Origin of the sequence: Pontiella agarivorans (assembly GCF_034531395.1) — a bacterium.
Taxonomy (GTDB): domain Bacteria; phylum Verrucomicrobiota; class Kiritimatiellia; order Kiritimatiellales; family Pontiellaceae; genus Pontiella; species Pontiella agarivorans.
Genome location: NZ_JARVCO010000010.1, coordinates 511,504 through 535,178, shown reverse-complemented (window position 1 = coordinate 535,178; position 23,675 = coordinate 511,504). Strand labels below are relative to the sequence as shown.

Below are 23,675 nucleotides of genomic sequence, written 5' to 3'. Positions count from 1 at the left end.
TGCCATAAACCCCCGCATGAGCGAAGAAAACACTATGACCTGCCGTGAGCGCTTTTTGCGTGCCTGCAAATGCGAACCCGTTGACCGGCCGCCCATCTGGATGATGCGCCAGGCCGGACGTTCTCTGCCAGAATACATGGCCTTGAAAGAAACCCGGAAATTTACCGAGTTGGTGCAAAACCCGGAAACGGCGGCGGAGGTGACCCTCCAGCCGATTCGTCGTTTCGGCTACGACGCCGCCGTCATCTTCTCCGACATCCTCGTGATTTCCGAAGCCATGGGCGCCAAATATGAACTGCTCGAAAAGGGCGGTGTGGAAGTCGATTTTGCACTGAATTCCAAAGCCGATGTAGACCGGCTGAACCCGAAAAATGTGCTCGATCACATTGGCTACACCCCGGAAGCCATCAAAGTTGCCCGGAAAGAACTCGGCGACGAACGCGCCATCATTGGGTTTGCCGGCTCCCCCTGGACGCTTGCCTCGTTCATGGTCGAAGGTGGAAGCTCCCGGGAGAATCTAAGGTCGCGCGCAGCCCTGCATGATGAGCCTAAACTCTTTTTCTCTCTGCTCGAAAAAATCACCGAAGCCACGATTGTTTACATTAAGGCCCAGATCGATGCCGGAGCGGATGTAATTCAGATTTTCGACAGTCAGGGCGGCACACTGGCCCCGAATCTGTTCTGGCGCTATTCCGGACTATGGATGCAGCGAATCATCGATGCCGTCGGCGGCGCAGTTCCAACCATTGTATTTGCCCGCAATGTGCACCATAACTGGAAACAGGTGGTCCAGACCGGCGGCAATGTACTCAGCATCGACTGGAGTATCGACCTGCGCGAAGTGGCTGACGGTCTCCCCGCCGATGTCGCCGTCCAAGGCAATCTCGACCCCGCGCTTCTGATTGCCCGCCCCAATTCCGCGGCTGAAGAGGCCCGCCGGATCTGTGAACGTATGCGGGGACGTAACGGCTTTATTTTCAACCTAGGCCACGGCGTTCCGCCCGATGCCGACCTTGCCGCCATTCAGGCTGTAACGGAAGCGGTTCAGGATTTCAAATGACCGGTATCAATGTCAGTCTCAATCAGCTTCGCAAATATAACCAGCCGGGGCCCCGCTATACCTCCTATCCCCCGGCCACGCACTTCACCGAAGACTTCAGCCTGGATCACACCTGCGCAAGTGTGCACTCCCCGCTGTCTCTTTATTTCCATTTGCCGTTCTGCAAACGGCAATGCCTTTACTGCGGCTGCACCAATATTGTAACCGGACAGCAGGACCGCAGCGCGGTCTATCTCGACTATCTGCAGAAAGAAATCGAGTTGCGGCGCCCGTTCATCAATGCCGAATCCGGTGTCGTACAGATCCAGCTGGGTGGAGGAACTCCGACTTTTCTGCTTGAAGAGGAACTCGAACAACTCGGCAAACTGATTCACGGCAATTTTTCTGTGAGCCCGAACGTCGAAGCCGGTGTTGAAATCGATCCGCGCGGTCTGACCCTTGAAAAAGTTCAGGCGCTGCAGCATGCCGGGTTCAATCGCGCCTCCCTCGGCGTTCAGGATACCCATCCGGATGTGCAGAAAACCATTGCCCGCATCCAGCCTCTGGAAGTGGTTGCCCAGGCGAATCAGTGGGTACGCGATTGCGGTATGAGCTCCGTCAATTTTGACCTCATCTACGGCCTGCCCACACAGACGCTGCACTCCTTCGAACAAACCATTGATGACGTGCTGACTCTTTCGCCGGATCGGCTGGCGGTTTACAGTTATGCGCATATCCCCTGGATCAAACCGTTCCAGAAAACGCTGGAAGACAAACTTCCAGATACAGAAACCAAACTTCAGCTCCTGCAGCTGGCCATCGAAAAACTGACCGGTGCAGGTTACGTTTATATCGGCATGGATCATTTTGCAAAGCCGGACGATGCCATGGCCGTTGCTCTGGCCGACGGCACACTGCAACGCAACTTCCAGGGTTACAGCACGCTGAAGGGGGTTGATCTGCATGGCTTCGGTATGTCCTCCATTTCACACGCAGCCGGACAGTATTTCCAGAACGAAAAAGAGATCGGAGCCTACTATCAGGCCCTCGACGACGGCAGACTTCCGCTGGTGCGCGGTTACACCATGACAAGTGACGATAAAATCCGCTATGCGGCCATCATGCATATCATGTGTAATCTCTACATCGACTACGCCGCCCTGTCCACGGAGCTGGGTGTTGATTTTACGGATTATTTCAAGGCCGATCTCGCTTCGCTCGACGACCTCGAAGCCGACGGTCTGCTGCAGCGCGAGGAAAGCGGACTGCGCGTTACCCCGCTCGGCCGGCTCTTTATCCGGATCATTGCCATGCGCTTCGATGCCTATCTGCAACAAGAACAGCGCAAAGGCCGCTATTCCCAAACGGTTTAGCCACCGCGAGAACCCTCTTGGAGGGCCTTTAAAACCATCGTTCCAAGTTCCGTTCGCCGAAACGGTTTACGAATGATATCGAAAAGACCCTTTTCCCGGAGATCCGCAAGTTCTTCAAGATGCGAAAACCCGGTGGATATAATGACCGGCACATTTTTGCTGAGATGGCGGATCTCCAGGAAGCAGTCCCTCCCGTTCATTTCCGGCATGACCATATCGAGAATGACGAGATCAATGCGACCGGCCTCCTGCTTAAAAAGCTCCATCCCTTCGATCCCGTCGCCGGCCACCAGGACTTCATACCCGTAGCCCTCAAGAATCGCCCGACAGGTAATGCGCATGATGGGTTCATCGTCCACAACCAGAATGGTTCCGCTGCCGCAGAGTTTCTCCGTCGGCATCCCCTCCTCCTCTTCCGGCTCCTGCTCGGTCAGCGGCAGCGCGACCGTGAAAGCGGTTCCGATCTCCAGCTCGCTGTACACCGCAATCATTCCACCATGCTGTTGCAGGGTTCCGAGAACGGCGGACAACCCCAGTCCGGTACCTTTTCCAACGCCTTTGGTCGTAAAGAATGGCTCAAAAATACGCCCCAAAACCGATTCGGGCATGCCGACACCGGTATCGCGAATTTCAATTTCAATATAGTCGCCGGGTTCCAACTCAAAGACTGACGCATCGCAATAGGCCCGGTCCAGATTGACGGTACGTGAAGAGATATAGAGATCACCGCCCTCCGGCATCGCGTGCGAAGCATTAATAAAAAGATTGAGAAATGCCGCCTGGAGCAGAGAAAAGTCGCCGTTCACACACAGGCTCTTATCCGGCATCTTCTCGTGAATACGGATCCGCTTATCCGCCGTATGGGAAAAGAGGTTCAGAGCTTCACGCAACGGCTGGTGAATTTCAACAGGCTCGGGGGAAAGTGGCTGCCGGCGCGCGAAGGCCAGCAGCTTCGAGGTCAGCGAAGACGCACGGTCTGCCGCACCAAGAATCAGCTCCAGCAGATCGGATGGATCCTTCTTATTCCTCAATTCGATCTGTGCCATTTCGGTCGAGGCAATGATTCCCCCAAGCATATTATTGAAATCGTGCGCCACACCACCGGCGAGCTGACCGATGGCATCCATCTTCTGTCCCTGCTGCAGCTTTTCCTGAAGGAGAATGTCCTCGGTTACATCCCGAAAGACCAGAACCACTCCCATAATCCTGCCCTGCGGGTCCCGGATCGGCGCACCGGATCCCGCGATCCGGTATTCGTCCCTGTTTCGGGTAACGAGCAACACCTGATTCGTCCGTATATGGCACCAGCCTTTGTCCGACACCTCCTGCACCGGATTCTCCATCGGTTTCTGTGTCCTGACATCCACCAAACTGAAAAGATCATCAATCGACCGACCGACCGCTTCGGCGGCCGGCCATTCGATCAGGTCTTCAGCCACCGGGTTGAGCTGCAGTACATGCCCGTCGACATCCGTAGCGATAACTGCCTCGGCAATGGAATTTAGCGTAACACGCATCTTTTCCTCGCGTTCGCGCAGCTCGATCTCCACCCGCTGCCGCTTCCGGATACTCATAGCCAGAAACAGAATCTGCGCGCCCATACCCGCAACCACAATCAGCACACTCCACACCAGCAGCCGGTACGTTTCGAAGAAAGAAAACGGACGGTTGATTACCGTCACCTTTTCCGGAAGCGGCCGGTCAGCCAGCCCCAGCCGTTCCAATTCCTGGAAATTGATAATGGCCACATTCGGACTGACGGTCACGATCGGGATCCGGAAAGCCGGTGTTCCCCTGATAATTTTCAGGGCGGTCTGCGCCACCCAGCGCCCCTGTACCTCACCGTCGATCATCACTCCACCGGTGATGAACTCGGTGTGACCTCGGAGGTAAACCGACCAGTACGTATAGATTAGTGCCTCCGTATGTTCGCGGATGAAAACATAGGATTCGCGCGGGGAAAGCGATATGCCATCGCGTGTTCGATGGAGCCCGAAAAGAAGCAGAATATCCGTCTTCTTCACCTGATCAAGAGCTTCGGCAAACTCCTGCTTCGTCAGATTCTGCAGGGGAATAATCTCTACCGGCTTTTCCAGATTCCGGACACTCTGCAAAAAATGCTCAACATGCAGAATTGAGGTCCGCGAGCTGCCGGCCACCACATAAATTCGATTCGCAGTCGGATGAATCTTCAGCGCCAGCTCAGCGGTCTCCCGATAGGATGGCTCTTCAATGACTCCGGTGATATTCGATGCGCCGCCAAGCATTTCGGGCATGAAATGATTGATGCCGCAGAACACGATCGGTACCTCCGAAAAAAGAGATGCGCGGTGCTCCAGCATGAAGTTCAACGCATTATTATCGGCACAGAGAATGACATCGGGCGGAGAACTGCTGTATTTAAAAGCAATAAGTGTGCGAAATTGTTCCGCGAGCTCTTCCGACCTAAACTGTTTCGAATCCATGTATTCGATGAACAGACGGACCTGTTCACCGTTATCTTTGAAACCACCCATTACCCCGGCGGTAATACTGTCCGTCCACTCAAAGCCCGCGTGATAGGAATGAATCAGCAACACCCGCGGCTGCCGAACAGAGTCCGCCAGAACCGGAAAGGGGCAGAGCCACAGGCCAAAAAGAATAGATCGTATTATCCGCAGAACTGACTGACTCTTCAGCATTTCCGGCTCCTCCAGAAAGGAACTCTATAACTTTTCGAAAACAAAACAATTAAAACATCTATGAATAAAAAAGTTCTTTAAAAAGAATATGCACGAACTCCCCGCCCCGTTTTCATTGAAAAAAAGTTCCTGTCCCGACTTCTTTCCGGTTACACCGCGCAATGCGGAAAAACAGAAACCAACAAACCGAAGATACAAAAATAACCAAACGAGACTCATCTATATCCTGATAGCGGCGGGGCCGGCTCACCTTCGAGGGCGGCAGTGCAGTCTGCATGAATATATTGCAATCGACTCGCTCGCCGAGTCCCGCCCCGCGTCACTCAGGAAAAATCTTCGACAAGAGGAGCTGTACCTTCTACCAGAAAACAGGACCTTCCCGACGCCAAAAAATTAGACTGCAGAATAGGACTCCGGCCAGGGAAGCAGGCCTCTGGCATTCAAACCCATCGGTTATTGTAAACAAAAACCCGGCTGAATGAAACAGCCGGGTTTTCGGCGTGCTCGTTCTGCCTCCGCTGAATCAGGAAGACGGCAAAACCGGGATGGCCTTCAAAGGTGCCAGACTCTGCTCCATTTCTTCAACCTTTTGCTGCGTCTCGGCATGTGGAGGCGGCCCATCGCCAGGCCCCGCATTTGAGGCCACAGCTGTACTTCCCGGTGCCTGCTGGCTGCTGGCTTCCCCATCATCCGGCTGGTGAACTTCGGCTGCCGCAACCGCACCTTCCTCTGCCGACACATCTGCAGCAGTTTCCGCCCCATCAGCTTTCCGGACGGGGTCCTCCGCCGGGTTCTCTCCATCCGCCGACTGAGGGCTGGCACACCCGGTCAGAAGCGGGAGCGACAGCACCCCCGCCAGCACGAGCATATACCCTGCAGTATACGATTTTTGTTTTAGCATCATAACAGTTACCTGGGTTCAGTTTTCTACTGCGACTCCAACGTTCATGAGTCTGAGGAATTAATCGGAACCGTTGCAATCGGCTTGAGATTTTCCTCCAGCTGCTCAACCGGTTCTTTCGGCGGTGGTGGAGGTGGTTCCGCCGCTTCCACGACGACCGTTGGCGGCTCCAGTTTCGCACGGGCCGGCGCATATTCCACAGCGATCGGTGTATTGGCAATAAAAACCGATACCTCATCCTCGACATAGTGCAACGCTTTGTCCAGCACTCCGCCATCCAGAACCATCCAGACAAAGCACTCACCGCTCTCCGGATCAAACCACAATGCCCGTTGCCGGCTTCCGGCCAGAACAATGTCGAGAATATCCCGATCTACACCCAGGGTATTACGACGTGAGTTTTCCCCGCGTCCCTCTGCATTGGCCATCAGGTTTTCCTCAAGTGCTGAACGGCCGACGGTTTGCAACCGGGTTTCCAGCATGCTGGCCAGCTCCAGCCTTCCGGAAAGCCGGGCTTCGTCCAGCTGTTCACGCGTTCCCAGCCCCTTTACAGAAGCAACGCCAACTGAGCCAACGACTCCGCCCATGGCCGGATTTATAGCCCAGTCTGGCAGGCGGTTGTTTTTATCCTGCAACACCGGATAGGTGAGTGTCAGAGTATCGCCTTCATGTGAGGCATCGGCTCCATCGATCTGGATGGTCATTGATTCGCGACCGACGGCGGCACCTTCCTGCTGATCCATCCCGGCCGTACTTTCCGCTTCGGCCGGAGCCATTGCGTCTTGTTCCTGTGATGGGGTTTTGGCCGTTTGGCAACCGGTCAAAAATACCGATGCAACAAGCAACGCTTGTGCGACGGCGAGAAACTTCGGATATCTATATGTATACATCTCATATCCCTCAATTTAACTCAGGCCTGCTTCTCAGGCGCCACGGGCACCCGTCCGTAATTTAACGACTGATGTATCAGGTTCCCTTTACAAGAGAAAGAATAGGGACACATTCTTTTACCGGCAAGAAAATAGTTATCCAGCCAGCATTATTTCTTTCTGATCCCGCTTCAGGCATAAAAAGGAACCGTTATTTGATGTGGCCATAAGCCGCTCTTCACGGTTAAATCAACGGTATGAAAAAAGTAGCGATTATCGGTGCGGGCATTACGGGATTGAGTGCAGCATATGAATTGCAGGAAAAAGGTATCGACTGTGCCGTCTTTGAAGCATCAGGCCGGGTCGGCGGCTGTATTTCAAGCCTCCGGAAAGATGGCTACCTGGTGGAATGCGGCCCCAATTCGATTCTGGAAACACACCCGGACGTCGGAAACCTGATTACGCGCCTCGGGCTCGAAGGCAATAAACTGCCCGCCAGCCTCGCCGCGAAAAACCGATATATTGTCCGAAACGGGAAACCGCTCGCCCTGCCTTCATCGCCCGCTGCCTTTTTAAAATCGAAAGCCTTTTCCTCCAAAGCCAAACTGCGGTTGCTGAAGGAACCGTTTATTCAATCCAGAAGCAGCGAACAGGAAAGTCTAGCCGATTTTGTTCTGCGCAGAATCGGGAAAGAATTTCTCGACTATGCCATCAATCCTTTTGTCAGCGGCGTCTATGCCGGGGAACCTTCCCGGCTCTCGGTAAAGCATGCATTTCCAAAACTCTATGCACTGGAAGAGAAGTATGGATCACTCATAAAAGGTGCAATCAAAGGTTCCAGAGAACGGAAAAAACGCGCAGAAAAAAATGTGCATGATGCCCGGATGTACAGCTTTGATGACGGTATGGAGGTGCTGCCCCTGCGACTGGCGGAAAAACTGGGATACCGCGTTCGTCTCAACACGCCCGTCTCTTCCATCCAGATGATGGAAGAGGATATCTGGCTGGTAAACCGCGAGGAATTCAGTGATGTACTGCTAGCGATTCCCGCCCATCAAATGCCGGAGCTGAATACCCCGTTCGACCTTGATCTGTTTGAGGAAATCGAATACCCCGCCGTCACCAGCCTATCCCTCGGATTTGAACTCAATTCGATCATGCATGCACTCGACGGCTTCGGCATGCTGATTCCGGAAGTGGAACATAAATTTTCCCTCGGAGCCCTCTTTCCCTCTTCGATCTTCCCGGATCGCGCCCCCGGCGGAATGGCGCTGCTGACCGTATTTATCGGCGGTGCGCGCTCTCCGGAACGCGCCCTGATGGATAAAGATGAAATGCTCGTGAAAGTTATGGACGATCTCCGCGAACTGCTCGGAATTAATACGGAGCCGGATTTTGTGCACAGCACGGTCTGGCCGAAGGCGATTCCGCAGTACACGATTGGCTATGAAAGGTTCCTGAACCGAATGAATGAGATTGAATCACAATACAAAGGCATCCACTTTGCCGGTCACTATCGCGACGGCATCTCCGTCTCCAATTCGCTGCTCTCCGGCCTCAATATCGCAAAAAAGATGATCTCATGAAACGTGGTTTTCTGCTGATGAATACCGGTTCGCCGGACGACACATCGGAGGAGGCTCTGCGGGTTTATCTCAAAGAGTTTCTGATGGATCCTTATGTCATCGACCTGCCCTTTCCGCTGCGCTATGCACTGGTACACTGGCTTATCCTTCCGAAACGTCCGGCCGAATCGGCCGAAGCCTACAAAGCCATCTGGACAGAAAACGGCTCGCCGCTGGTTCACTACTGCAGCACCCTCGCCCGGGGGCTGAATAAAAAACTACAGGAACCGCTCGAAGTCTGCATGGCCTACCGCAATCCCTCCGTTGCGTCGGCCATCGATAAACTGCTTGCTCAGGGTGTAGAGGAAATCGGGTTGCTGCCGATGTTCCCGCATTATGCCATGGCCACCACCGGCGGCTGTACCGCACTGGTTAAAAAAGTTCTGAAAGGCCGGGCAAAACTGCGAGTGGCTCCGCCCTTCTACAATATTCCGGAACTCATCGATCCTATTGCAGAATCATTGAAGGATGTAAAAGAGCACATTCTGTTCAGCTATCACGGTCTGCCGGTACGACACCTCAAAAAAACCGATCCCACCGGATCGCACTGTATGCAATCAGCCGACTGCTGCCGGACCGCATCGCCGGCCCACGCCACCTGCTACCGGCACCAGTGCTTCGAGACCACCCGGCTCGTCGTCGAAAAAGCGGGCCTTGAAAAAGACCGCTACTCCATCTCTTTTCAATCGCGGCTCGGCCGCGATCCCTGGCTGGAACCCTACACCGACAAAGTCCTTGAAGAGCTCCCGAAAAAAGGCATCAAAGAACTCGCGGTCATTTGTCCCGCCTTTTTCTGCGACTGCCTTGAAACACTGGAGGAAATTCAAATCCGCGGGCAGGAAACGTTTAAAAAAGCCGGGGGCGAATCCTTCCGCATGATTCCCTGCCTGAATGACTCCCCCGCCGCGTTCCACTGCCTGGAAACCCTGATTTCCAATGCCGGGAACTGGCCGGCGTCAACGTAAACGAATGATTGAACCGTTCAGTGTCCAGACCACAGACGGCCTCCTGCTGAGAGGAGGATGCCGGACTCCGGAAGGGCCAATCAGAGGAGTTATTCTGCTTGTCCACGGTCTGGGTGAACACCTCGGACGATACGATCATGTTGCCCGGATGCTGGAAAATTCCGGCTTTGCCGTACTCGGTACGGACCTGCGCGGACATGGAAATTCGGAAGGCCGACGCGGACATGTTCCAACCTTTGGAACTTTACTTGACGACCTTTTCCAAACCCTGGAAAAAGCCGGTATAGCTTTTCCCGGACTTCCGCTTTTTCTTTACGGCCACAGTCTGGGCGGTCTGATCGTGCTTGATTTCGCTCTGAACCGAAAATTGGAGGTGGCAGGCATCATTTCATCGGCCCCGGCACTGCAGATCTGTGATCCCCCTTCGGCCTGGAAACTGGGTATGGTGAAACTGCTCCGGAACCTGCACCTGCATCCGGCGGTTTCCAGCGGGCTGGATGACCGGAAACTTTCGCGCGACCTCAATGTGATTCGGGCCTATCGGAACGATCCATTGACGCACAACCGAATCACACCCGCGCTGGCGCTGGGGATGATTGAAGCCGGAAAGCGGTGCCGGAAACAAGCTGCGGAGCTGTCGGTTCCCGCCTTGCTTTTTCACGGATCCGACGACCGGATCACCGATCCGGTGATCACCCGGCAGTTCGCCGAAAACGCCGGCGGGAATTGCACCTTTAAAATGCTTTCAGGCGTATTACATGAACCCCATAATGCGCCGCTGAAAAAACAGGTCTTTGAGCTCATACTGAACTGGCTCAACGACCGACTTTAGGGAGACATCATGAAAATCAATATTTTACTTTCGGCGGCATCCATACTCTGCGCCGGTCTGCTGTGCGGCTGTGCATCGTCATACCATGAAGGGGAACTGAGCGATATTTCATCGTTCCCAACGGTTCGCGCTAAAAAATCGGTTTATGTGGACCTCGCCTTTTCCGGCCGGGTTAACGGCGAACCCTGGCCCCAGACCGATGCCAACAACCAGGCCTTTCTTGCGGATACGCTGATTCGAAGCCTTGAAGAGAGCGGTATGTTTTCGCGCATCAGCACCCGAGACCGGAATACAGACCTTCAACTGCTGGTGGCCGTCATTAATGACAAAACGATGAGCTCATCGGATGCGACACTCGCCGCACTGACGCTTTTCCTTTATCCCAATACGGAAACCGATACCTTCCGGCTGCTGGCCAGTGTCAAAGATTCCGCTACCGGAGAATCACACCGGATTCAACTTCAGGATGGCGTCATCCGTCGCCAGCAGCTGCTGCTCGGGCTGCTGGCCCCGTTTAAACCGCACGGCGCGGAACTGGAGAAAAGCACCGACCGGCTCATGAACAACCTCGTGCTGGACATCCATAAAGCCGGTTTGGTGAAATAAAGGCCGCTGACTGCTATTCGTAGCGTAATGCTTCAATCGGGTTGAGCCGGGCCGCTTTGCGGGCCGGCCAAATTCCGAAGAGAATACCGATAATCGCAGAGAAGCCGAAAGCCATATAGATGGAATCCTGTGTGAAAACCACGGTCATATTCGCAAAACGCTCCGCGGCATAGCCCACAGCCGTTCCCAGCGCAATACCCAGGCACCCGCCGAAAAAGCTGATGACCAGCGCTTCGATGAGGAACTGCGACATGATATCGCCACCTCGTGCACCCAGTGCCTTACGCAGACCGATTTCACGTGTACGCTCTGTCACCGATACCAGCATAATATTCATAATCCCGATGCCACCGACCACCAGAGCAATCGATGCAATACTGGAGAGCAGCAATGACATCACACGGCTGGTAGAAGAAACGGCATCCTGAATTTCGGCCAGGTTCCGGATTTCGAACGAACCGCTCGCTGTCCGGTGGCGCTGAGCCAGCAGAGCCAGAATGTCCATTTGAGCCCGATCCATATTTTCGGGCGCATCAATTTGGATTTCGATACGCTCCACATAATCACGGCCGAACATCCGGCGCATGGCGGTGGTGACTGGAACAAATGCGGCATCATCATAATCCTGAAACCCGCTGCTTCCTTTTTCAGGAAGTACACCGATCACCGTATAGGTCCTGCGGTTCATTTTCACTTTTTTCCCGACCGGATTCTCTCCCCCGAAAAGTTCACGAACCGGGGTCACGCCCAGCAGACAGACCATCGCCTTCGAGTTGATTTCCTCATCGGTGAAAAAACGCCCGAGCTGCGGTTCATACGAACGCATGAATTCATAATCGGGATCAACTCCGGTCACCCGGCAGCTCCAGTTCAGATTTCCGACTTTGAGCTGAACATTTCCATCAACCGTCGAGCTGACCCCCACCACATGACCGACCTCTTCACGGATGGCCTGGGCATCGTCGCGCGACAAACGCGAAACCGTTCCCTGCGCCTGCGCCACTCCGCCGCGGGAACGACGCTGCGGCATAAGCATCAGCAGGTTCGAACCCAACCGGCTCATCTGATCCTCCACCGCTGCTTTTGCACCATTACCCACCGCAACGGTGGCGATCACAGCAGCCACACCGATCATGATCCCCAGTGCCGACAGCGCAGTACGGACTTTGTTGGCGGCCAGCGAACGGATGGACTGCTTAACCAGCACCAGCCCTTCACGAATCGTCCTCAGGCTGAAACCGCCCTTACCTTCTTCCTCCACCTCCCGCGTTTCAACCTGCGGCACTTCAGGTGCATGCGGATTCGGTGCGTCGGAGAGTATTTTTCCATCGCGGATTTCAATGATGCGCTGAGCGTGATTGGCCACATCAGCATCATGAGTAACCAGAATAATGGTGAGCCCGCTGGCGTGCAGCTCGCTCATGACTTCCATAATTTCTTTCGCACTTTTCGAGTCGAGGTTTCCGGTCGGTTCATCGGCAAAAATGAGCGACGGACTGTTCACCAGAGCACGGGCAATCGCCACGCGCTGCTGCTGACCGCCCGAAAGCTCGTTGGTATGGTGCGACTTGCGATTAGCCAGCCCCACGAGATCCAGCATTTTATCGGCGATGTCCGTTTTTTTACCGTTGCGGGCATAGATCAGCGGAAGTCCGACATTTTCCAATGCGCTGGTCCGTTTGAGCAGATTAAACTGCTGAAAAACAAAACCCATCACACGGTTACGAAAAGCAGCCAGCTGATTTTCAGAAAATTTCGTTACGTCCGTACCGTCGATCTCAAATGTTCCGGAATCCGGAACATCGAGCAGACCCAGAATATGCATCAAAGTCGATTTTCCGGATCCTGATGCCCCGATAATCGCCACATATTCACCCCGCTCAACCGAAAGGGAGACGCCATCCAGGGCGCGGACTTCCACCTCCCCCATCTGATAGGTCTTTCGGAGATTTTCAACCTTGATCATTAGCGCGGCCCCCTCCCCATGGTCGGGGAGAAAAGACTTCCTCCACCGGACTTTTTCGATCCCAGACTGACCTGCTTAATCAAAACCTCATCCCCTTCTTCAAGACCCTCGAGAATTTCGGTATACGAACCGTCGCTCACACCGACCTTGATGGTTTTCTTTTCCGGTTCATCCGGATTGTTAGAGGCCACAAGCACATAGCTCTCAACAGAGGATCCGCCGGCAGAACGACGGGCGGCTCCCTGATTTGTATTCTGCCCTCCCGGTGCACCGCCGGGACGACGCCCGCCCTGACCGAAATTCGCCATACGCTCTTTAATTTCAGCATCAGATAAACCGCGCTCTTTCATCCGTTCAACCATAAAAGCCTTGCGCTGATCCTCCGTCATGGATGCAAAATCCGGGCGGTCTTCGCCAAATCCTCCGCTGCCTTTCACGCTTTTCTGCAGAATGGCGGATACCGGAAGCGTGAGCACCCCCTCTTTTTCTTCCACAATAAACTCAAGATTGGCCGTCATGCCGCTGCGGGCAAACGGTGGAAGCTTTCTGCTTGCACGGACATCAACTTCATACATCGTTACGCTGCTGACCGTGGTGGCATCGTAGGCAATTTTTTCAACTACGCACGGGAACTCATTATCCGGATAGGCTTCCAGCGCAACCACCACCTTCTGATCGGCCTCGATCTGTCCGATATCCGTTTCATCAAGGTTGGCCACAATAATCAGATCGTCGGCAATCACCACAACAGAATCGGAAGAGGCAATCGACTGCCCCGGCTCAAAGTTGCGGGCAATAATCGTTCCGTCCAACGGTGAAATGAGCGGTGACGGTTTATACAGATCCTCCCAGTAATCATACTCTTCCTGACTGGTTGCCAAAGCAGCATCCAGCAGCGTGGCCCGCTCCGTTGAGCTGATCCATCCGAGAATCTGGCCCTTCGTCACTTTTTCGCCTTCATCCACCATCAGCTCTTCCAGACGTCCGGCGATCGGTGGTTTTACATCCAGCCGGTTCCTCGGCTCCACCTCACCGGTCGATTCCACCGTAATACGAATGTCTTTTATTTCCACTTTTTCGACATCATAATAGGTCTCAGCCCCCTCCTCGCCGCTCCCTCTCGAACGCGACCACCATATGCCAGCTCCAACACCGATGACTCCTAAAATTATAATCCACTTCATTGTTTTGTTCATTTTATTCACCCTTCTCAATCGTCTGCCAAACACTCAAACCCAATGCATTTTTCCAGCCCGCCTCAGCCCGTGCCGCAGCACGGCGGCGCTGCAGATGAGTCTTTCCCTGCGTGATCAAATTACTTTCAATGGTGTCCCAGTCTTCGTAGGAGAGCAGGCCCTGTTTATATTTTGCGGTGGAAATTTCGGCCCGCAACTGTTCGGCCCGAAACAACTCGTTCTGAACCGCCTCGTTTTCAACCGCGTTCACATAGTCGTTCCATCGCTGCTGCAACGTAACCATGAGCGAGTTTCCGGTATCGATCAGATCCATTTCCGTCTGAATAATCTGCTCCTTGGCCGCAGCAATATCGCTACGCAGCTGTCCGCCGGTAAAAAGCGGAACGCTGGCCGAAAGGCCGATTCGCCAGTTTGCATCATAGCGCTCAAAACCCGAACCATCGCCCAGTCCGGCCGAAGCACTGAAACTGACCTGCGGAAAGCGGCTGCTTCGCGTGACCTTCAGTCCCTGCCCCGCGGCTTCCACCTGCGTGACGGCAATGGCGTAATCAGGCGTCTGTTTCATCAGCCCTTCGAGATCCGCCAGTTCTTCTGGCGAAAGTGCGCTGAGATCGCCGGCCGCGCCGTCGACCGGTTTCATCAGGCCGATCGCCGCCGCCAGATTGCGCAACGCATAAACCAGCTCGCGCTGAGCCTCTTTCGATTCATAAGCCGCCTGCGAATACTGCGCTTTCGTACGCGCCAGTGATCCGGCATTTTCGCGCCCGCCGTCAAAGCGCAGCTGGATCAGCCGTACGTTGGCCGCCCGGCGTTCCTCAATCTGTTCGGTCAGTTTAATGAGTTCCTGCGCATAAATGACGTCGAGATAGGCGCTGCGCAGCGCGAATTCCACATCGGAAAGGATCTTGCGGTATTGCTCCTTGCCGATTTCCAGCTGGGCCAATGCGCGGCCGCGCCGGGCCACGTTTCCGCCGCCGCTGAACAGGTCCTGATCCAGACTCAGCGTCCCGCTCGAATTTTTCGTGTCCGACCAGTCATCCGAGTTTTCATTCTGGCCATAGGTGCCGCTCGCACGCGCGCTGATCGATGGAAGGAAACCCGAGCTCGCAGACGTCACCCCGTATTCCAGCTCCCGGATCGCCGCGCGCGCGGACACCAGATCCGGATTGTGCGCCTTGGCTTTTTCCAGACACTGTTCCCACGTGAGCAGGGTATTCGTCTGGCCATACGTCCCTGCAGCGGCCAACATGGCCGTTAAAATCCATATCTTTTTCATATTCTCTCCGTGCAAATATATAGAACCGACATGCACAAAGAATATTGCAAAGAAATATTTAAAATGCCCGTTTCAACAACGGGAAACCCGGATTCCGATCCCTATACAATTTTCAGAAGACCCTATAATATAGTGTGATACAGAAACCGGACTCCGCCGCATGTTTTATTCAGCCTTAAAAAAATCAGGGCAGTTTTACCCGGACCCGGTAAACCCGGTTGCTGTCGGCCGTCGAGACCGACCGGACGGTCATCGGGCCGGTCGCACGGAACCAACCCTCCTCCGTCTGCCAGTTCAGATCAATCAGATCCGAGCAGTATTCAATCCGATATTCGCGGTCTAACGAACTGCTGAAAACCATGCTTGCGGCGTTGGTGTAGGCCTCCAATTTCAAATAGGAATTCCCGTCGGTCGGATCCGTATCCGCAATCCATTCGGCTGCGCCATCGAAACCATCACCATCCTGATCTTCCGAGGCAGAAACCCCGACCGTCGTGTTCATTTGTTCATATTCCCAATCATCGGGGATGCCATCCTCATCAACATCATCAATAGCGGAGACGGTGGTAATCTGCTCTGCGTAGTATTCTATGTCGGCAATGTAGGTCACATTTCCATGAACCGCGGTACTGGACGGCTGGTTCTGATAGGTGCCGATTGTGAGCATGATTCCCGCAAGCTCCCAGTTGCTTCCATTTTCATAAAAAACCCCGCCGCCGGAATCATAAACAGCACCCTGCGCTTCATTTGTGCTATTGTCATCAAAACTGGTTCTCATCACATCTGTTGTACCGTATCCGGTATTGACCATTCCCGAATAGAGATCTTTATTGTTTCTTCCCCATCGCTTTGCGGAACCCGACGCCCATTTATATCCGTTATATAGCGGCGGGATGCCTTCCTCTGCCCATTGGTGATTCCAAGTCGTTTCGTCCGCTGCCCGGTTCCTCCCATTTCCGATCATGGTCAGCTCTGCGTTAACGGGTGTTCCGGATGATCGCACAATAAGTCCCGGCAAGCCTACAGACCCGCCAACGATTCGGAACATAACAAGATCTGCATTCTCATCGTTGCTGTTTGTAAGCCGCGTCCAGCTGTTAGGGTCAATCGAATAGTCGGTTCCGCCAAGCAGTACTCCGGTTGGATTGTCCAATGTTTTGATGTGGTAGGCTGTGATGAACCAGTTGTTAGAAATGTAAGTCACGCTTGAATATATACCTGATTTATCAATTCGGCCAACATAGTCCCACCCCTGCCCTCCGGACGGCGCATTCGTGTTCTGTGTTCCGTCGCCATCGGCAACAATTACCGCTTCTGCGCTAATGACCAAACCGAGCATGACCCATGCAGTAAAAAATTGTTTCATATCCTTGCTCAACCTGCTCCCTCCATCGCGGGTTCCATATAAAATAGCAGATAATACCAGCAGTTTTCTTTCCAACCATTGGACATTTTCCGAAAAACGGGGGTATGGTATGTTCTGTGTCTTATGAGTAAAGACCGAATCTATAATCAATCCATGGCGAAGATTGCCGATTTCAGCTTCGATGCACAGGTGGCCGATGTGTTCACCGATATGATCGAGCGCTCTGTGCCCGGCTACCGAGCGATTCTGACCATGATCGAAACGCTGACCGAACACTATGCCCAGCCCGGTTCCAACCTCTACGACCTCGGCTGCTCCCTCGGCGGTGCCACCTTGGCCATGGCCAACGGCATGAATGCGGAAAACTGCACCATTTACGCCGTCGACAACTCCTCGGCCATGGTCGAACGCTGCCGGAAAATTATGCAACGCAGTGTGCACACCTGCGCAGGTGTGCACATTGATTCGGCCGACATCCGGGAGGTGGAAATCGCCGATGCCTCCGTTGTGGTGCTCAACTTCACCCTCCAGTTTATCCCCCAGTCGGACCGATTCCAACTGTTGGAAAAAATCTGCGCCGGTATGCGGCCCGGGGGGGTGCTGATCCTTTCTGAAAAAGTCATCTTCAAAGATGATCATCTCGATGAGCTGCTCGCCGGAATACATCACGATTTTAAACGGGCGCACGGGTATTCCGACCTCGAGATCAGCCAGAAACGCTCCGCGCTCGAAAACGTCCTGATTCCCGAAACCATTCCGACTCACCGCGAACGGTTGCTCTCCGCCGGTTTCAGTTCGGTTGACGTCTGGTTCCAATGTTTTAATTTCATGTCTATGCTCGCTGTAAAATGAACCTCACCACAAATACACTAAGGGCTTCAAAAAAGCACCTTATGGTGCCACCGAGACCGGCCTTCGTGCACGTTGTACTATTCGTGGTTTAACCTCTCTTTCCTATGAAAATTGATTATTCAGAACTCTACGACCGATTGAAAGGCACTGACCTCGAAAACTGGAATGGTGTGCTTCCGGACCTCATTGCCCACGGCCTTCGCCCGGAGCGTCACGGTCTGTTGCCGCAATGGGAAGACGCGCTGGACAAATTTCCCAGGGTTGGAAAAAACCGGGTGGAACTGCAGTCGGAAGTCCGGGCTGAGGGCGAAGTTTTCCAGGGTTTGGAAACTTTGCTCAGAACCTTTCATCCCTGGCGAAAAGGGCCGTACCGTATTCACGGTATACACATCGACACGGAATGGAGGTCCGACTGGAAATGGGCACGGGTCAAACCGCACATCCAGCCATTGGAAGGCCGCACGATTCTCGATGTCGGCTGCGGCAACGGCTATCACTGCTGGCGCATGGCCGGCGCCGGGGCGGAACTCGTCATCGGCGTTGATCCCTCCGCACTGTTTGTCTGCCAGTTTTTCGCCATGAAAAATTTTCTGCATAATCCGCGGGTCTGGGTCCTGCCGCTCGGCATTGAAGACGTTCCGAAAACGCCCGGCAGTTTTGACACCGTCTTTTCCATGGGCGTGCTGTATCACCGCAAATCACCGATCGAACATATTGAACATTTAAAATCGTTTCTGAAACCCGGCGGCGAACTGGTGCTGGAAACGCTGGTGGCGGACGGGCCGGAGGGCTATTCCCTGATTCCCCGCGGCCGCTACGCCAAAATGCGCAACGTCTGGTTTATTCCCTCCGTCCAAACCCTGGAACTCTGGATGAAACGCTGCGGGCTGAAAAATATTAAAACGGTCGACGTGAATGAAACGTCGATCGATGAACAGCGGTCCACCGACTGGATGACCTTTGAGTCGCTCCCCGACTATCTGGATCCGGACAACTGCACCCGGACCATTGAAGGCTATCCCGCCCCGAAACGGGCGGTACTGATCGCGCAAATCTGAAAACAACCGTCACCCCGCCTAGAAGCAGCAGCAATTCCCCCGTTTAAATGAGCGGTTCATCAACCAAATTGCACGGTTCGTCAATCCCTTCTCGGGTAAAAAACGATGCTTTGCTAGAAGGTTGTCAGCAATCAGGAGCATATTCAACCGATTCGACGGCTGCTTTTGCTCCCGGTGAAAGAGAGGGGACTGCAGGTGCGGAAAATGATAAAGATCTACTTACTTGGAGCAGCACTGCTTACGCTTCCTGCAATGCGGGCCGACGCGGAAAGCGGCGATACCTATGCCGAATCAGTCAGCAAGCACGGTAAACCGGTGGGCAAAATGGCCAATGAAAAACAAACCGTTTATGTTTTTCAGGCCAATGGCTTTCTCGTTCGCGAAGTTTATAACCATAATGATATCTGCATACAGTCGGATTTTCAGCCCTCTACTGTCACCAAAGAAGTACCTGCTTCGGAACCAAAGCCGCCGCCCGCCCCCGAAACAGTCCCGGCTCCGGAACCGATGCCCGTGGAAACGAAAAAATCATGCTCTCCGCTGTGGTTCCTCCTCCTGCTCCCGTTACCGGCCCTGCTCGGCGGCATCGTTTTTTGGCTGAAGCGACACCCCCAGCATCCGATCGCAGAATCCGCACCCAATGCTCTGGAGCTTCAGAAGGGCCAAGAAGATACGACATTGCGGCTGTCCAGAAATGAGATGTCCTTTCTTAAAACACTGCATGAAGCAGTGGCCGGTCAATTTATGATCACCTTCCACATTGCTCTGGACCGCATCATCGATTTCGATGCACCGAACGTTGTCCCCTACGTTCCCGAACTGAAAACCCTGACACCGCTGTATGCCGACTTTGTACTGCACCATCCGCACGACGCTGCGGTCTCCTGCGTTGTTTTGCTGAAAGATTCCAAAACACAAAACGAAAAAAGAAACCGCCGCATTCAATTTCAGCAGATCGTTCTCGAAGAACAGGGCATTCAGGTTCTCGTCGTGAATCAGAATTACGAATACGACGTGCGGAAAATTCAGGACCAACTGGCCTTCCTGCGCAAAACGGCATGCCGCAGCGTCGCCTGACCAGGTTGAAAAGCCGGCTCCTTTGCCTTTCAATTTTTTCGTGTATTCGTTCGCGCTCATCGTTACCCTGCATACATGGAATTTTCTAAATTTGGTGAAAAATTTACGCGGAAGGCCGGGATTACCCAGCTCATGGACGATCTGGGTGCGGCGATGGCCGGCGGCGATATGCTGATGCTCGGCGGCGGCAACCCGGCCCATATTCCCGAAGTTCAACAGCGTTTCCGTGAACGCATGGAAGAAATTCTTGCGGAACCGCACGGATTCGAACGCATGATCGGCAATTATGACGGTTCGCGCGGAAACGAAGCATTTATTGAAGCACTCGCCGACCTGCTCCGCGAGCAATACGGCTGGGATATCACGTCAAAAAACATTGCCCTGACCAACGGATCGCAAAATGCTTTTTTCTGTCTGTTCAATCTGTTTGCCGGCGAAATGGCTGACGGATCAAAAAAGAAAATCCTGTTTCCTCTGACGCCGGAATATATCGGCTATGCGGATGCCGGGCTGAGCGATGACTGCTTTTCCGCGCACCGGCCAAACATTGAACTGCTGAATGACAGACTGTTTAAATACCATGTGAATTTTGATGATCTGGAGGTGGGCGACGACATCGGAGCCCTCTGCGTATCGCGTCCGACGAATCCCACCGGCAATGTGCTGACCGATACTGAAATGCAGCACCTCGACGCCCTTGCCAAAGAGAAAGGCATTCCATTCATCATCGACAATGCCTACGGCACGCCGTTCCCCGACATCATCTACACCGAAGCCAAACCCCTCTTCAATTCGAATACAGTCGTCTGTATGAGCCTCTCCAAGTTCGGTCTGCCCAACCTGCGGACCGGCATTGTGATTGCCCGCGAAGAGATTGCATCAGCCATCGCCGACATCAACGGTGTCATGAATCTGGCCCCGGGTGGCATCGGTTCGCAGATGGCCATGGAAATGGTGCGCACCGGCGAAATTATACAAATCGGCCGGGAAATCATTAAACCATTTTACAAACGTAAAGCCTTCCAAACCCTGGAACTCTTTCAGCAGGAACTCGGCGACGTCCCCGGGCGCATTCATAAACCCGAAGGCGCCCTCTTTCTCTGGCTGTGGTTCAAGGATCTGCCCTGTTCCGCGGATACACTTTATCAACGCCTTAAAGCCCGCAATACACTCGTTGTGCCGGGCAGTTGCTTTTTCCCGGGGCTGGAGAATGAAGACTGGCCGCACAAACAGGAATGCATCCGGGTTTCCTTTGCGCAGGATGAACATATTGTGACTGAAGGCGTCAGAGTCATCTGTGACGAAGTAAAAAGGCTTTACGGGTGACAGACCTATTATCGGTGGTCTAAAATCCGTTAACTTTTCCAACGTTTGGATTTTATATGAAAACAGTATACGCTTTATTGCTCTTCGCCGCAGTTACTGCGGTCTTCGCTGATGACGTCATCCTCAAGGGCGGCGCAAAGATTCAGGCTCCGGTTCTGAAGAATACCGACGGAGCCACGGTGGTCGACCTCGGTTTTGATGTGTTGCGGATTCCGAAGGACGAAATCCTTGCCACATATGAAGACGAAGCAGTGGAAGGCACCGTTCCGTCCGACACAAACGCGCTGTACAACATTCAGGTCCCCGCGCGCATCACCACGGCTGAAGCGGCTGAACTCTACGCCCCGTCCGTCGCCCTCGTGAAAACCGCCTCCGGACTGGGTTCAGGATTTTTCACCAATAAAAAAGGCTACCTCATCACCAACTTTCACGTCATTGCCGGCGAAAAGAAAATCTCCGTAACCCAGTTCATACAGGAAAATAAAATTCTGCGCAGGGTGGTGCACAAAGACGTCGACATCATCGCCACCGCCCCCTTCCATGATCTGGCCGTCTTGAAAATCAATAATTTCGATACCGAGATCACGCCCGTGATTTTCGCCCCGGAAGAGAAAATGAGCATCGGCGAAGCTGTTTTCGCCATCGGCAACCCCCTCGGACTGGAACGGACGGTTACGGAAGGGGTACTCAGCCAGACCCACCGCAACTTCGGCGGAATTCTCTACTTACAGGTCGATGCCGCCGTCAATCCCGGTAACTCCGGCGGACCGCTGTTCAATGCCCGCGGTCAGGTGATCGGCGTCATCAACATGGGGGTACCCACCATGGAGGGCCTCAATTTCGCCATACCTGCACGTCATTCAAAATATATTCTCGACCATATTGATGCATTTGCCTATGACGCCACCAATCCGGAATCCGGATTTGTCTACCCGGACGCACCGCGCCGGCCCGGTAAATTCACCTCAGACCAGAAGGAAAAATCCAATGTCACTCTTCCGTAAAATTTCTACACTTTCCCTTGTTCTCGCTCTTCCGCTCGCTTCGTTCGCCCTGCAGCGTGCGCAACTGCTCCCGCCGAACGGGCAGACCTATTTCCGCATTTCCAATACGGTCGCCTTCTGGGAAGCGCTTCAGAAATCCTCCCTCGGCCAACTGTGGCAGGACCAGCAGTTTCAGGATTTTATGGGAAATCCCGAACTCGAGGCCTGGCATAACTTTTTCTATGACGGCGATACCGATGAAGAAACCCGCGTTTTTGTTGAACAGATGGAAATGCTGACGGGCGAAGTGGTGCTTGCGTTCGACTCCGAAACGGAAAATATTTTTATCATTGCCGCAATGAGCGATGACGATTTTGAACAAAGCCTTGAACTCGATGAGAATCTGCGCACGGTCACTGAAAATCCGTTCGATGTGGTCCGGCGCAGCTTTCAGGGGGTGGAAATCATCCAACATATCGACAGCCCCGGAACCGATAACGAAACATCGTCCTGGCAGACCCATATCGGCAACACCTTTATCCTCGGTTACAACCGCGAGTGGGTCGAGCAGTGCATTATCCGCCTGAAAAACGATCCCGTAACAGAACCGGCCGGCCTTCCGGTCTTTAATATGAATCTTCCAGTCAACGATCTCATCCGCCAATCCCTTAAAGGAAGCTCGGCCGAGGTCGCCGCAAAAGACCAATCACTTTTCAACGCTCTCGGCCTGCTGAATGTAAACTACCTCTCCTGCAGAATTGAAATGCATGATGATGAAATGGTCGTGAACAGCACCCTGAATGCCCGCGATCTTGAAAACGGGCTCTTCAGCCTGCTCGACACCGAGCCTTCTGAGCTTCCCACCGTCACTTTTATTCCCGAAGATCTCACCTCGCTGGAAGTCGGCCGCATTGATCTGCCGGGACTCTGGCAGGAAATCCCTGCAATTCTGCAGCAGATCGACCCCGGAACCAAACCGCAGTTCGATATGATGCTGGCCATGTTGCAGCAACAGACCGGCATCAATCTTGAGCAGGATCTGCTCGAAAATCTGGGTACTCAATATCTATCGTTTTCCATCGTTGAAAACGATAGCGCTTCATCGGTCATTGCACTTGAACTCAAGGACGGCATGGCGTTCAAACAAGGCCTCGAATCTGCACTGACAAGCCCAAGCATGCAGCCCTATGTCGCCGCAGCACTGGACATTTCAGACTTTCTCAACCATTCCATCTACACCTTGAAACAGGCCCCGTCTGACGAACAGATGGGCATTGCTGTCACCGACGATTACCTGCTCTACGGAAATCCGGATGGACTGCGACAGACCCTCCGCGCCATTACCAGCACAGGCGCCGCCAATAATGCTTTCGAACAGTCACAACTGGTGCAGGGACTGCGCAGACATGTGCCCTCAGAAGCCTTCGGCTTCAGCGCTATCGACTGGAAAAAATATATGCACATCATTGTGGCAGAACTTGAACACGGCGAAATTCCGGCCCTCATTATGCAAAATTGGGCCAGAAGCGGATCCGCCCTGCCCCCGCCGGATTTCAGCAAACTGCCGACCGCAGAACACATCGCCCAGTTTTTCAATGTTTCCTACCAGTACATCCAGGCCGGCAACAACGGCCTGCATCAGAAAATTATTCTGAAATACTGAACCCCTGAAATCCGATCATTC

Annotated in this window: 19 protein-coding genes; 12 read left to right on the top strand and 7 right to left on the bottom strand. The window is 53.6% G+C overall.

The window, feature by feature from the left end; genetic code table 11:
* Positions 1–16 precede the first annotated feature (16 nt).
* Together hemE and hemN are read left to right on the top strand one after the other, a co-directional pair.
* Positions 17–1,060 (top strand): uroporphyrinogen decarboxylase, encoded by a 1,044-nt coding sequence (gene hemE, locus P9H32_RS09855; protein WP_322608729.1) that lies wholly within the window; start codon positions 17–19, stop codon positions 1,058–1,060.
* The gene (gene hemN / locus P9H32_RS09850) at positions 1,057–2,412 is read left to right on the top strand and encodes an oxygen-independent coproporphyrinogen III oxidase (protein ID WP_322608728.1); all 1,356 of its coding nucleotides are present in this window, start codon (positions 1,057–1,059) and stop codon (positions 2,410–2,412) included. The genes hemE and hemN overlap by 4 nt, the downstream gene beginning before the upstream one ends.
* Here the strand turns inward: hemN and P9H32_RS09845 are convergent.
* From P9H32_RS09845 to P9H32_RS09835, 3 genes are all read right to left on the bottom strand, one after another.
* A complete protein-coding gene (locus P9H32_RS09845; RefSeq protein ID WP_322608727.1) occupies positions 2,409–5,093 on the bottom strand; it encodes a hybrid sensor histidine kinase/response regulator in 2,685 nt (894 codons plus the stop codon). The two genes, hemN and P9H32_RS09845, sit on opposite strands and share 4 nt — an antisense overlap.
* A 523-nt stretch (positions 5,094–5,616) precedes the next feature.
* Positions 5,617–5,997, bottom strand: a complete 381-nt coding sequence (locus tag P9H32_RS09840) for a hypothetical protein (protein WP_322608726.1) — start codon at positions 5,995–5,997, stop codon at positions 5,617–5,619.
* A 41-nt stretch (positions 5,998–6,038) separates the two neighbouring features.
* Entirely contained in the window at positions 6,039–6,884 is an 846-nt protein-coding gene (locus tag P9H32_RS09835) for a hypothetical protein (RefSeq protein WP_322608725.1), read from the bottom strand.
* Positions 6,885–7,120: 236 nt separating this feature from the next.
* On the opposite strand from P9H32_RS09835, the gene hemG reads away from it, so the two are divergent.
* From hemG to P9H32_RS09815, 4 genes are read left to right on the top strand one after another with little or no spacing between them, the layout of a single operon-like run.
* The gene (hemG, locus tag P9H32_RS09830) at positions 7,121–8,449 is read left to right on the top strand and encodes a protoporphyrinogen oxidase (protein ID WP_322608724.1); all 1,329 of its coding nucleotides are present in this window, start codon (positions 7,121–7,123) and stop codon (positions 8,447–8,449) included.
* Positions 8,446–9,453 carry a ferrochelatase gene (locus tag P9H32_RS09825; protein WP_322608723.1) on the top strand — a complete coding sequence of 336 codons (1,008 nt, stop codon included), beginning with the start codon at positions 8,446–8,448 and terminating at the stop codon, positions 9,451–9,453. Before hemG ends, P9H32_RS09825 begins: the two co-directional genes overlap by 4 nt.
* A 4-nt stretch (positions 9,454–9,457) precedes the next feature.
* Positions 9,458–10,285 carry an alpha/beta hydrolase gene (locus P9H32_RS09820; RefSeq protein WP_322608722.1) on the top strand — a complete coding sequence of 276 codons (828 nt, stop codon included), beginning with the start codon at positions 9,458–9,460 and terminating at the stop codon, positions 10,283–10,285.
* A gap of 9 nt (positions 10,286–10,294) precedes the next feature.
* Complete coding sequence (locus P9H32_RS09815; RefSeq protein ID WP_322608721.1) at positions 10,295–10,891, top strand: hypothetical protein; 597 nt, start codon at positions 10,295–10,297, stop codon at positions 10,889–10,891.
* A gap of 13 nt (positions 10,892–10,904) precedes the next feature.
* On the opposite strand, the gene P9H32_RS09810 is transcribed toward P9H32_RS09815, so the two are convergent.
* The 4 genes from P9H32_RS09810 to P9H32_RS09795 form a co-directional block, all read right to left on the bottom strand.
* Positions 10,905–12,857 (bottom strand): ABC transporter permease, encoded by a 1,953-nt coding sequence (locus P9H32_RS09810; RefSeq protein WP_322608720.1) that lies wholly within the window; start codon positions 12,855–12,857, stop codon positions 10,905–10,907.
* On the bottom strand, positions 12,857–14,041 hold the full coding sequence (locus P9H32_RS09805; protein WP_322608719.1) for an efflux RND transporter periplasmic adaptor subunit: 1,185 nt from the start codon (positions 14,039–14,041) through the stop codon (positions 12,857–12,859). The genes P9H32_RS09810 and P9H32_RS09805 overlap by 1 nt, the downstream gene beginning before the upstream one ends.
* 13 nt (positions 14,042–14,054) lie before the next feature.
* Positions 14,055–15,329 carry a TolC family protein gene (locus P9H32_RS09800; RefSeq protein ID WP_322608718.1) on the bottom strand — a complete coding sequence of 425 codons (1,275 nt, stop codon included), beginning with the start codon at positions 15,327–15,329 and terminating at the stop codon, positions 14,055–14,057.
* 184 nt (positions 15,330–15,513) lie between these two features.
* The gene (locus P9H32_RS09795; RefSeq protein ID WP_322608717.1) at positions 15,514–16,695 is read right to left on the bottom strand and encodes a hypothetical protein; all 1,182 of its coding nucleotides are present in this window, start codon (positions 16,693–16,695) and stop codon (positions 15,514–15,516) included.
* Between the two features lie 123 nt (positions 16,696–16,818).
* On the opposite strand from P9H32_RS09795, the gene cmoA reads away from it, so the two are divergent.
* The 6 genes from cmoA (at position 16,819) to P9H32_RS09765 (ending at position 23,654) form a co-directional block, all read left to right on the top strand.
* Positions 16,819–17,547 carry a carboxy-S-adenosyl-L-methionine synthase CmoA gene (gene cmoA, locus P9H32_RS09790; protein ID WP_322608716.1) on the top strand — a complete coding sequence of 243 codons (729 nt, stop codon included), beginning with the start codon at positions 16,819–16,821 and terminating at the stop codon, positions 17,545–17,547.
* 104 nt (positions 17,548–17,651) lie between these two features.
* Positions 17,652–18,605, top strand: coding sequence for a tRNA 5-methoxyuridine(34)/uridine 5-oxyacetic acid(34) synthase CmoB (gene cmoB, locus P9H32_RS09785; RefSeq protein WP_322608715.1), 954 nt, complete (start codon positions 17,652–17,654; stop codon positions 18,603–18,605).
* Between the two features lie 204 nt (positions 18,606–18,809).
* The gene (locus P9H32_RS09780) at positions 18,810–19,682 is read left to right on the top strand and encodes a DUF2726 domain-containing protein (RefSeq protein ID WP_322608714.1); all 873 of its coding nucleotides are present in this window, start codon (positions 18,810–18,812) and stop codon (positions 19,680–19,682) included.
* Positions 19,683–19,757: 75 nt separating this feature from the next.
* Positions 19,758–21,008, top strand: a complete 1,251-nt coding sequence (locus P9H32_RS09775; protein ID WP_322608713.1) for a valine--pyruvate transaminase — start codon at positions 19,758–19,760, stop codon at positions 21,006–21,008.
* 56 nt (positions 21,009–21,064) lie between these two features.
* On the top strand, positions 21,065–22,012 hold the full coding sequence (locus P9H32_RS09770; protein WP_322608712.1) for a S1C family serine protease: 948 nt from the start codon (positions 21,065–21,067) through the stop codon (positions 22,010–22,012).
* Positions 21,996–23,654: a hypothetical protein gene (locus P9H32_RS09765; protein ID WP_322608711.1), complete on the top strand. Its 1,659-nt coding sequence runs from the start codon at positions 21,996–21,998 to the stop codon at positions 23,652–23,654. Before P9H32_RS09770 ends, P9H32_RS09765 begins: the two co-directional genes overlap by 17 nt.
* Positions 23,655–23,675 lie beyond the last annotated feature (21 nt).

Excerpts from the sequence above, each read along its gene's own strand:
- P9H32_RS09805 (WP_322608719.1), bottom strand. The coding sequence starts at position 14,041 with ATGAAGTGGATTATAATTTTAGGAGTCATCGGTGTTGGAGCTGGCATA.
- P9H32_RS09810 (WP_322608720.1), bottom strand. The coding sequence starts at position 12,857 with ATGATCAAGGTTGAAAATCTCCGAAAGACCTATCAGATGGGGGAGGTG.
- cmoA (WP_322608716.1), top strand. The coding sequence starts at position 16,819 with ATGAGTAAAGACCGAATCTATAATCAATCCATGGCGAAGATTGCCGAT.
- P9H32_RS09815 (WP_322608721.1), top strand. The coding sequence starts at position 10,295 with ATGAAAATCAATATTTTACTTTCGGCGGCATCCATACTCTGCGCCGGT.
- P9H32_RS09795 (WP_322608717.1), bottom strand. The coding sequence starts at position 16,695 with ATGAAACAATTTTTTACTGCATGGGTCATGCTCGGTTTGGTCATTAGC.
- P9H32_RS09770 (WP_322608712.1), top strand. The coding sequence starts at position 21,065 with ATGAAAACAGTATACGCTTTATTGCTCTTCGCCGCAGTTACTGCGGTC.
- P9H32_RS09780 (WP_322608714.1), top strand. The coding sequence starts at position 18,810 with ATGATAAAGATCTACTTACTTGGAGCAGCACTGCTTACGCTTCCTGCA.
- P9H32_RS09800 (WP_322608718.1), bottom strand. The coding sequence starts at position 15,329 with ATGAAAAAGATATGGATTTTAACGGCCATGTTGGCCGCTGCAGGGACG.
- hemG (WP_322608724.1), top strand. The coding sequence starts at position 7,121 with ATGAAAAAAGTAGCGATTATCGGTGCGGGCATTACGGGATTGAGTGCA.
- hemE (WP_322608729.1), top strand. The coding sequence starts at position 17 with ATGAGCGAAGAAAACACTATGACCTGCCGTGAGCGCTTTTTGCGTGCC.
- P9H32_RS09820 (WP_322608722.1), top strand. The coding sequence starts at position 9,458 with ATGATTGAACCGTTCAGTGTCCAGACCACAGACGGCCTCCTGCTGAGA.
- P9H32_RS09835 (WP_322608725.1), bottom strand. The coding sequence starts at position 6,884 with ATGTATACATATAGATATCCGAAGTTTCTCGCCGTCGCACAAGCGTTG.
- P9H32_RS09765 (WP_322608711.1), top strand. The coding sequence starts at position 21,996 with ATGTCACTCTTCCGTAAAATTTCTACACTTTCCCTTGTTCTCGCTCTT.
- hemN (WP_322608728.1), top strand. The coding sequence starts at position 1,057 with ATGACCGGTATCAATGTCAGTCTCAATCAGCTTCGCAAATATAACCAG.
- cmoB (WP_322608715.1), top strand. The coding sequence starts at position 17,652 with ATGAAAATTGATTATTCAGAACTCTACGACCGATTGAAAGGCACTGAC.
- P9H32_RS09775 (WP_322608713.1), top strand. The coding sequence starts at position 19,758 with ATGGAATTTTCTAAATTTGGTGAAAAATTTACGCGGAAGGCCGGGATT.
- P9H32_RS09840 (WP_322608726.1), bottom strand. The coding sequence starts at position 5,997 with ATGATGCTAAAACAAAAATCGTATACTGCAGGGTATATGCTCGTGCTG.
- P9H32_RS09845 (WP_322608727.1), bottom strand. The coding sequence starts at position 5,093 with ATGCTGAAGAGTCAGTCAGTTCTGCGGATAATACGATCTATTCTTTTT.
- P9H32_RS09825 (WP_322608723.1), top strand. The coding sequence starts at position 8,446 with ATGAAACGTGGTTTTCTGCTGATGAATACCGGTTCGCCGGACGACACA.